The 6,774-nt window shown below is 32.5% G+C and carries 6 protein-coding genes, 1 tRNA gene and 1 pseudogene; 2 read left to right on the top strand and 6 right to left on the bottom strand.

Annotated elements, in window-relative coordinates:
* The 6 genes and pseudogenes from L6Q46_RS05345 to rpsA all read right to left on the bottom strand — a co-directional run.
* Nucleotides 1-340, bottom strand: a pseudogene (locus tag L6Q46_RS05345) (arsenical-resistance protein); the annotation flags it as partial.
* A 4-nt stretch (nt 341-344) separates the two neighbouring features.
* Nucleotides 345-953: a protein-tyrosine-phosphatase gene (locus tag L6Q46_RS05340; RefSeq protein ID WP_291283440.1), complete on the bottom strand. Its 609-nt coding sequence runs from the start codon at nt 951-953 to the stop codon at nt 345-347.
* A 1-nt stretch (nt 954) separates the two neighbouring features.
* Nucleotides 955-1,572 (bottom strand): class I SAM-dependent methyltransferase, encoded by a 618-nt coding sequence (locus L6Q46_RS05335; RefSeq protein WP_291283439.1) that lies wholly within the window; start codon nt 1,570-1,572, stop codon nt 955-957.
* 1 nt (nt 1,573) lies between these two features.
* Nucleotides 1,574-2,050, bottom strand: coding sequence for a DUF6428 family protein (locus L6Q46_RS05330; RefSeq protein WP_291283438.1), 477 nt, complete (start codon nt 2,048-2,050; stop codon nt 1,574-1,576).
* 35 nt (nt 2,051-2,085) lie between these two features.
* Nucleotides 2,086-2,409: a metalloregulator ArsR/SmtB family transcription factor gene (locus tag L6Q46_RS05325; protein WP_026726706.1), complete on the bottom strand. Its 324-nt coding sequence runs from the start codon at nt 2,407-2,409 to the stop codon at nt 2,086-2,088.
* A gap of 134 nt (nt 2,410-2,543) precedes the next feature.
* Nucleotides 2,544-4,289, bottom strand: coding sequence for a 30S ribosomal protein S1 (gene rpsA, locus L6Q46_RS05320; protein WP_291283437.1), 1,746 nt, complete (start codon nt 4,287-4,289; stop codon nt 2,544-2,546).
* Nucleotides 4,290-4,535: 246 nt separating this feature from the next.
* Here rpsA and L6Q46_RS05315 point away from each other — a divergent pair, with 246 nt between their 5' ends.
* Together L6Q46_RS05315 and L6Q46_RS05310 are read left to right on the top strand one after the other, a co-directional pair.
* Nucleotides 4,536-5,660, top strand: coding sequence for a TlpA disulfide reductase family protein (locus L6Q46_RS05315; RefSeq protein WP_291283436.1), 1,125 nt, complete (start codon nt 4,536-4,538; stop codon nt 5,658-5,660).
* A gap of 165 nt (nt 5,661-5,825) precedes the next feature.
* Nucleotides 5,826-5,907 (top strand) — tRNA-Tyr (locus L6Q46_RS05310).
* Nucleotides 5,908-6,774 lie beyond the last annotated feature (867 nt).

The raw sequence follows: 6,774 nt of genomic DNA, 5'->3' as shown, positions 1-6,774 counted from the left end.
TAATTAATCCCATCATATATTCTGGATAATCTTTCAGGAAAAAAGTCGCTAATAAAAACATCAGAAACGGACCAACAATCCAAGTGATGAAAAATGAAGCTGATAATAACTTAGGCTTTTCAAACATTTGAGGCACTTTTGAAAAATCGATTTTTGTTAATGGTGGATACATCATCAAAATCAAGCCAATTGCCAACGGAACATTCGTTGTTCCTGATGAAAAGGAATTGATAAAATCAGCTGAGTTGGGAATAAAATAGCCAATTCCTACTCCAATTAACATCGCTAAGAAAATCCAAAGCGTTAAATAGCGGTCTAAAAAACCAAGTCTTTTTTTCATGTGCTTATTTTATTTGAGAAAATACAAAATACATTTCACTTGCAATTTGTAAACTTCTTTCTGCATATTTTTCGTTCATCACATCCGTTCCGTCAAATGCTTTTGGATCGTCGTATTTGATTGGAAATCGGGCTTCTGCTCCAAAAACCATTGGACAACCTTCGTCAGCATTATTACAGGTCATGATAGCTCCAAAGTTAGTTTTCGGATTAAAATCATCAAAATACGCTTTTGAAAAACAAATAATAGGATGTTGATTATCATCAAATTTTACCGCATAAACTGGATTTTGTTCTTCGCTTAACTTTTGAATTTGAAATCCTTGATTCACTAACGTTTCACCTACTTTTGGAAACATCGCTGTAGCTTCCGTTCCACCAGAATAGCAAAATACATTTTTGATTCCAAATTGAAATGCCATCGTTTGTGCCCAAATTTGTGACAAATGACTTCTTCTGGAATTATGTGTGCAAATGAAGTTCAATCGAATTTCTTCGTTAGCATTGACTTTATTTTGAATGTAATCTACTAAAGGATTCAACACTTGTTTTCTTTCGTTTGAAACTGCAATTTCTTCAATTGACTTGATAGTTTTTGATAAATTCACTAGCATATTATTTCTTTTTATAATGACAAAATATAAAATTCTGAATCGTATCAAACGGCGTTTCGTGGTCTTCGGTAAAACAATTTTCCAATTCGAAATCTTCTCCAAAAACTGCTTCCATTTTTTCTAGGGAATATTGTGTTATTGGTAAACCGCTACATTTTAAAGGTCCTTCTTCCGAGAAAGTTCCAATGATTAAATGCGCATTTTGATTAGTGTTTGCAATAACATTGTTTTTATATTGCTCGATATCGTTAGCCTCAGTAAAAAAATGAAAAGAAGCTCTATCGTGCCAAACATCAAATTTCTCATCCGATTGAAAATATAAACTATCGGAAACTATAAAACTTACATCCTTAGCTTTATCTCCTAATCGTAATTTTGCACGTTCTATAGCGGCTGACGAAATATCTAACAAGAATAAATTCGTGTAACCTAAATCCAATAAACTATCAATTAAATAGCTGTCGCCACCTCCAATATCAATGATTTTAGCATCTTTAGCTACTTTACAAGCTTGAATTAATTGAATTGAAGTCTGAGGTTGCTTTTGAAACCAACTTACTTCATTTTCTGCTTTTGTGGTAAAAACAGTTTCCCAATGTTGTTTTATATTATTTTCCATATTAACAACAACCTGAATCTGGCGTACAACAAGAGGTTTGCTTTGGTTTCCACTCACCTATTTTGACTTTCATTTTTTCTGGTGGAATTCCGCAATTGTCTTTAGCTAAACAATCGGTTAATTTTGATTTTAATTGGAAATTAGTTCCGTCAAAATCCAAACTAAATTTCCCGATAGTTTCCTTCATTTGGTGCTCGACTTCAATTTCTAAATCGGGTAAACCTAATGTTTTTTCTGAAATTTCTATAATGTGAACAAGTTTTTCCGGGTGTAATCTGTGATCGTAATCATTGGCTTCCCAAAGTTGAAAATTGATTACTTCTTCTGTACGAACGGTTCCGCCACAATCGATGAAATGTTTAGACACTTTCCCTACTTCCGTAACATGAAAATGACTTGGTACTAAATCGCCATTTGGCAATTGAAAAGCTATTTGAGAAAGCTTTTTTAATTGGGTTTTGATTTCTGATAATTTCATTTTTTAGTAATTAGTGATTGGTAAAAAGTAATTAGTTAACAACATTTGTTTTTTAACTTATGACGAATCATACCAAAGTGATTTTCTATTTTATCAATGGTATCTGGATTGATGCAATAGCAAATAGCCGTTCCTTCAATTGTACCTTTGATGATGTTAGCGTTTTTAAGTTCCTTTAAGTGTTGGGAAATCGTAGGCTGTGCTAATGGTAATTCGTTTACAATATCGCCACAAATACAAGTATCAACCGTTAATAAATAATCAACAATTGCAATACGCGCAGGATGTGACAAGGCTTTGAACAAAGTTGCCATTTCGTTTTGTTCTATTGAAAAAGAATCTGATTTTGATGCTCCCATAATTTTTATAATTATTATATTGCAATATTACGATAAACAAATATAATACGCAATAAAAAATCCCGAAATTTCTTTCGGGATTAGTTTTTTAGATACTGATTCACCTAAGCGAACAGCATGACAAAAAAGTGAGATTATTTACCTCCTTTTTCCATTTTAGCTTTTAATTCAGCAAGAATATCGTTGTTATCACCTAAAGTAGATGTTTGAGCTGAACTAGTTGAAGTAGTTTCAACTGCTGCTTTAACGTTTTTCTCTTCTTCTTCTCTGAAGATAGCTGTATGAGAAGCTACTACTCTTTTGAATTCTTTATTGAACTCAATAACTTTAAAGTCAGCAGTATCTCCTTTTTTCAATTTTTTACCGTCTTCTTTTTCTAAGTGACGTGTAGGAATGAAAGCAACGATATCGTCACCAAATTCTACAGTAGCTCCTTTGTCAACGATTTCTGAAATTGTTCCGTTGTGGATAGTTCCAACAGCGAAAGCATCTTCATACTTATCCCAAGGATTTGGAGTTGTTTGTTTGTGACCTAAAGATAATTTACGACCTTCAACGTCTAATTTATCACCTACATTTACAAATTCAGATGGATGTTTGATTTTCTTAGTCCAAGATAAATCAGAGATATATACTAAACCGTCGATACCTTCTTCTAACTCAACGAAAATTCCGAAGTTAGTAAAGTTTCTAACGATTCCAGTGTGTTTAGAACCTACTGGGTATTTAGCAGTGATATCAGTCCATGGATCTTGAGTCATTTGTTTGATACCTAAAGACATTTTTCTTTCATCTCTATCAAGAGTTAAGATAACTGCCTCTACCTCATCACCAATTTTCATGAAATCTTGAGCTGATCTTAAGTGAGTAGACCAAGACATTTCAGAAACGTGAATTAAACCTTCAACACCTTCAGCAACTTCGATGAAAGCACCGTAATCAGCTAAAACAACTACTTTACCTTTTACTTTATCACCTACTTTTAATTCAGCTCCTAAAGCATCCCATGGATGAGCGTGTAATTGTTTTAAACCTAATTGAATTCTTGTTTTCTCATCATCGAAATCAAGGATTACAACGTTTAATTTTTGGTCTAATTCTAATACTTCAGATGGGTGGTTGATTCTTGACCAAGATAAGTCAGTGATGTGGATTAATCCGTCTACACCTCCTAAGTCGATGAATACACCGTAAGAAGTAATGTTTTTAACAACACCTTCTAATACTTGACCTTTTTCTAACTGACCGATAATTTCTTTTTTCTGAACTTCGATATCAGCTTCGATAAGTGCTTTGTGAGATACTACTACGTTTTTGAATTCGTGGTTAATTTTAACTACTTTGAATTCCATAGTTTTATTCACATATTGATCGTAATCACGAATTGGTTTTACATCAATTTGAGAACCTGGTAAGAATGCTTCGATTCCGAATACGTCAACGATCATACCCCCTTTAGTTCTACATTTTACGAAACCATTAACGATTTCACCTGTTTCGTTAGCAGCGATAACTCTGTCCCAAGCTTTGATAGTTCTAGCTTTTCTGTGAGATAATACTAACTGACCTGTTTTGTCTTCACGAACGTCGATTAATACTTCTACTTTATCACCAACTTTTAAGTTAGGATTGTAACGGAATTCGTTTAAAGAGATAACACCTTCAGATTTAGCGTTGATATCAACGATAGCATCTCTATCGGTAATTCTTACAACAACTCCTTCTACTACTTCCTCATCTCCTGTAGAAATGAAAGTTTTAGTTACTAGATCTTCAAATTCTTGTAAGTTTTTCTCGTCAACTGCATCAATACCTTCTGCATAGTTGTGCCAGTTAAAATTCGCTAAAAACTCTTCTTGTGTTTTGTTAATTTCAGACATGCTGATTAAAAATTTGTATGCCGTGCTTCTAGCGTTTCTTAATGCGAATTAGAAAACAACAGCAGTGTTTTACTTAAATGATTGATACCTAATGGAAACGCTATCCGCCAAAAGGTGCGCAAAATTACAACTATATTTTTGATTAACAAAACTTTGAAACTAAGTTTTTTATTCTTGTTCTAACATTATTTTATGTTTTGTAACTGATTTATTTTAAATACATTTGCCAAAATTTAACTAACAATAATGAAAAAAATCGTATTTATTATCGCATCTACTCTTTTAATAGTAGCATGCAACAACTTAAAAGACAATGAATTTCTTATCTCTGGAACTGCAAATGGTGTAGAGAATGGAAAAAAAGTTTTTGTAGAAATCCAAACTGAAACTGGATCTTTAGCTAAAGATACTGCTGTTGTTAAAGACGGTAAATTTGAATTAAAAGGAATTACTGACGGTATTGATATAGGATTTATTAGAATTGAAAACGAAGAAATTAATTTACCTATTATTTTAGAAGAAGGTAAAATTGAAATCAACATTGTTAAAGATTCATTACACAAATCTACTTTAGGTGGAACTCCTAATAACGAAAAGTTCCATACCTTTAATTTAGAAACTAGAGCTATCTCTGAAAAAGTAGTAAAATTTGAGAAAGACAATGGTCCTGCTATGCAAAAAGCACAAATGAGCAAAGACACTGTTACCATTAATAAACTATTAAAAGAATACAAGAAATTTCAAAACGAAATGAATGACTATTCTAAAAAGTTCATTAAAGAAAATCCAGACGCTTATTTATCTGTATTATTGTTAGAAAACTTTTTAATGAGACAATATTTAACCCCTGAAGAGGTAAAAACATATTACAACGGACTAAGCAAAGAAATTCAAGACACAAAAAGCGGAAAAAAAATCAAAACTGCTTTAGACGCTCTTAATGCGGTTGTAGTTGGAAAACCAGCTCCTAACTTCTCTGCACCATCACCTGATGGAAAAACGATTTCTTTAAAAGAATCTTTAGGAAAAGTAACTATCATTGATTTTTGGGCATCTTGGTGTGGACCATGTAGAGCTGAAAATCCTAATGTAGTAGCTTTATACAATGAATTCCATCCTCAAGGATTAAACATTATTGGAGTTTCTTTAGATAAAGATGCTACAAAATGGAAAGACGCTATTGCAAAAGATGGTTTAGTATGGCCACATGTTTCTAACCTTAAATTTTGGGAAGATCCTATTGCTAAACAATATAATGTTCAATCAATTCCTGCTACTTTTATTTTAGATGCAAAAGGAAATATTGTAGCAAAAGACCTTAGAGGCGATGCTTTACGTGCTAAAGTAAAAGAACTTTTAACTATAAAATAATCCTACTTTAAAATATATTTAAAAAAATCTCCTTAGGGAGATTTTTTTATGTTTTTCATTTACAGAACGTTATAAAATAGTCGGTAAAATAGTATAAAATTCCTTTGCAGGAATAAAAAACAATTCTATATTTGCAACCGCTTAGACAAATAAGCAAGATGGCTTGGGGAGATACTCAAGCGGCCAACGAGGGCGGACTGTAAATCCGCTGATTACATCTTCGCAGGTTCGAATCCTGCTCTCCCCACAAAAGCACCTTTAACGAGGTGCTTTTTTTGTTTCTTTCATTTTTATAAGACTAAAACATACTTCTGACATTCACTACGCATACTTAAAGTACCCACTATGTACCCATTATATACCTAGTATCTACTAAGTATCTTTTTTTATCAATTAATTAAATAAATGTTTTTATTTTTATTTATATTTGTTGATTATAAGCCATTTAAATTTAGTATTTGCCATGAAAAGTATACGTATTGAGAAGATTTTTCACCATGATGCTTATCGCATTGGGGTGTTTTTTGAGAAGAATTTTGAAATTATTGCCATTTTAAAACGATTGGGCGCTACTTACAGCGGTTCTCGTAAGTGTTGGTATTTAGATTATTCCAAAGCATCTTATCATGCATTACGTTCACATTTTCCTGATTTGGTTGTTGTTACTGAATCTTCTAATGCTTCTTTGGTGACCGGTATTGATAACCGTGACCTTTCACCCATAGCTTCTTCAAGCGCTCTTCAGTTAGACTCTTCTTTGAGTAATCCTGAACATAAACAAACACAAATGACTTCGGATAAATTGAAGTTACAATTGTTGCCAAGCATTGGTAAATATTGGGTTTTTAAAATGCGTTTTCATCATGAAATTAGCAAACAACTTTTAAAGATAAAAGGTGTTTATTGGAACGGAAATTATAAAAGCTATATGGTTTTTAGAAATGAAGTTGTAAAGCATGAAGTGGAAAAGGTTTTAGGTTTTTCCGACTTTTTTGGTACCGATTATTTTGTTAAAGATTCGTTTGTTGGTAAGGGAGAAATTAGGGTTTTACCTCATTTAGAAGATGTGACTTGGATGGAAGTTCATATTCCTAAAATGGTTGCGGTTCATGAA

Source organism: Flavobacterium sp. (assembly GCF_023151265.1).
Lineage (GTDB): Bacteria > Bacteroidota > Bacteroidia > Flavobacteriales > Flavobacteriaceae > Flavobacterium.
This window is presented reverse-complemented; position numbering and strand designations above follow the sequence as displayed.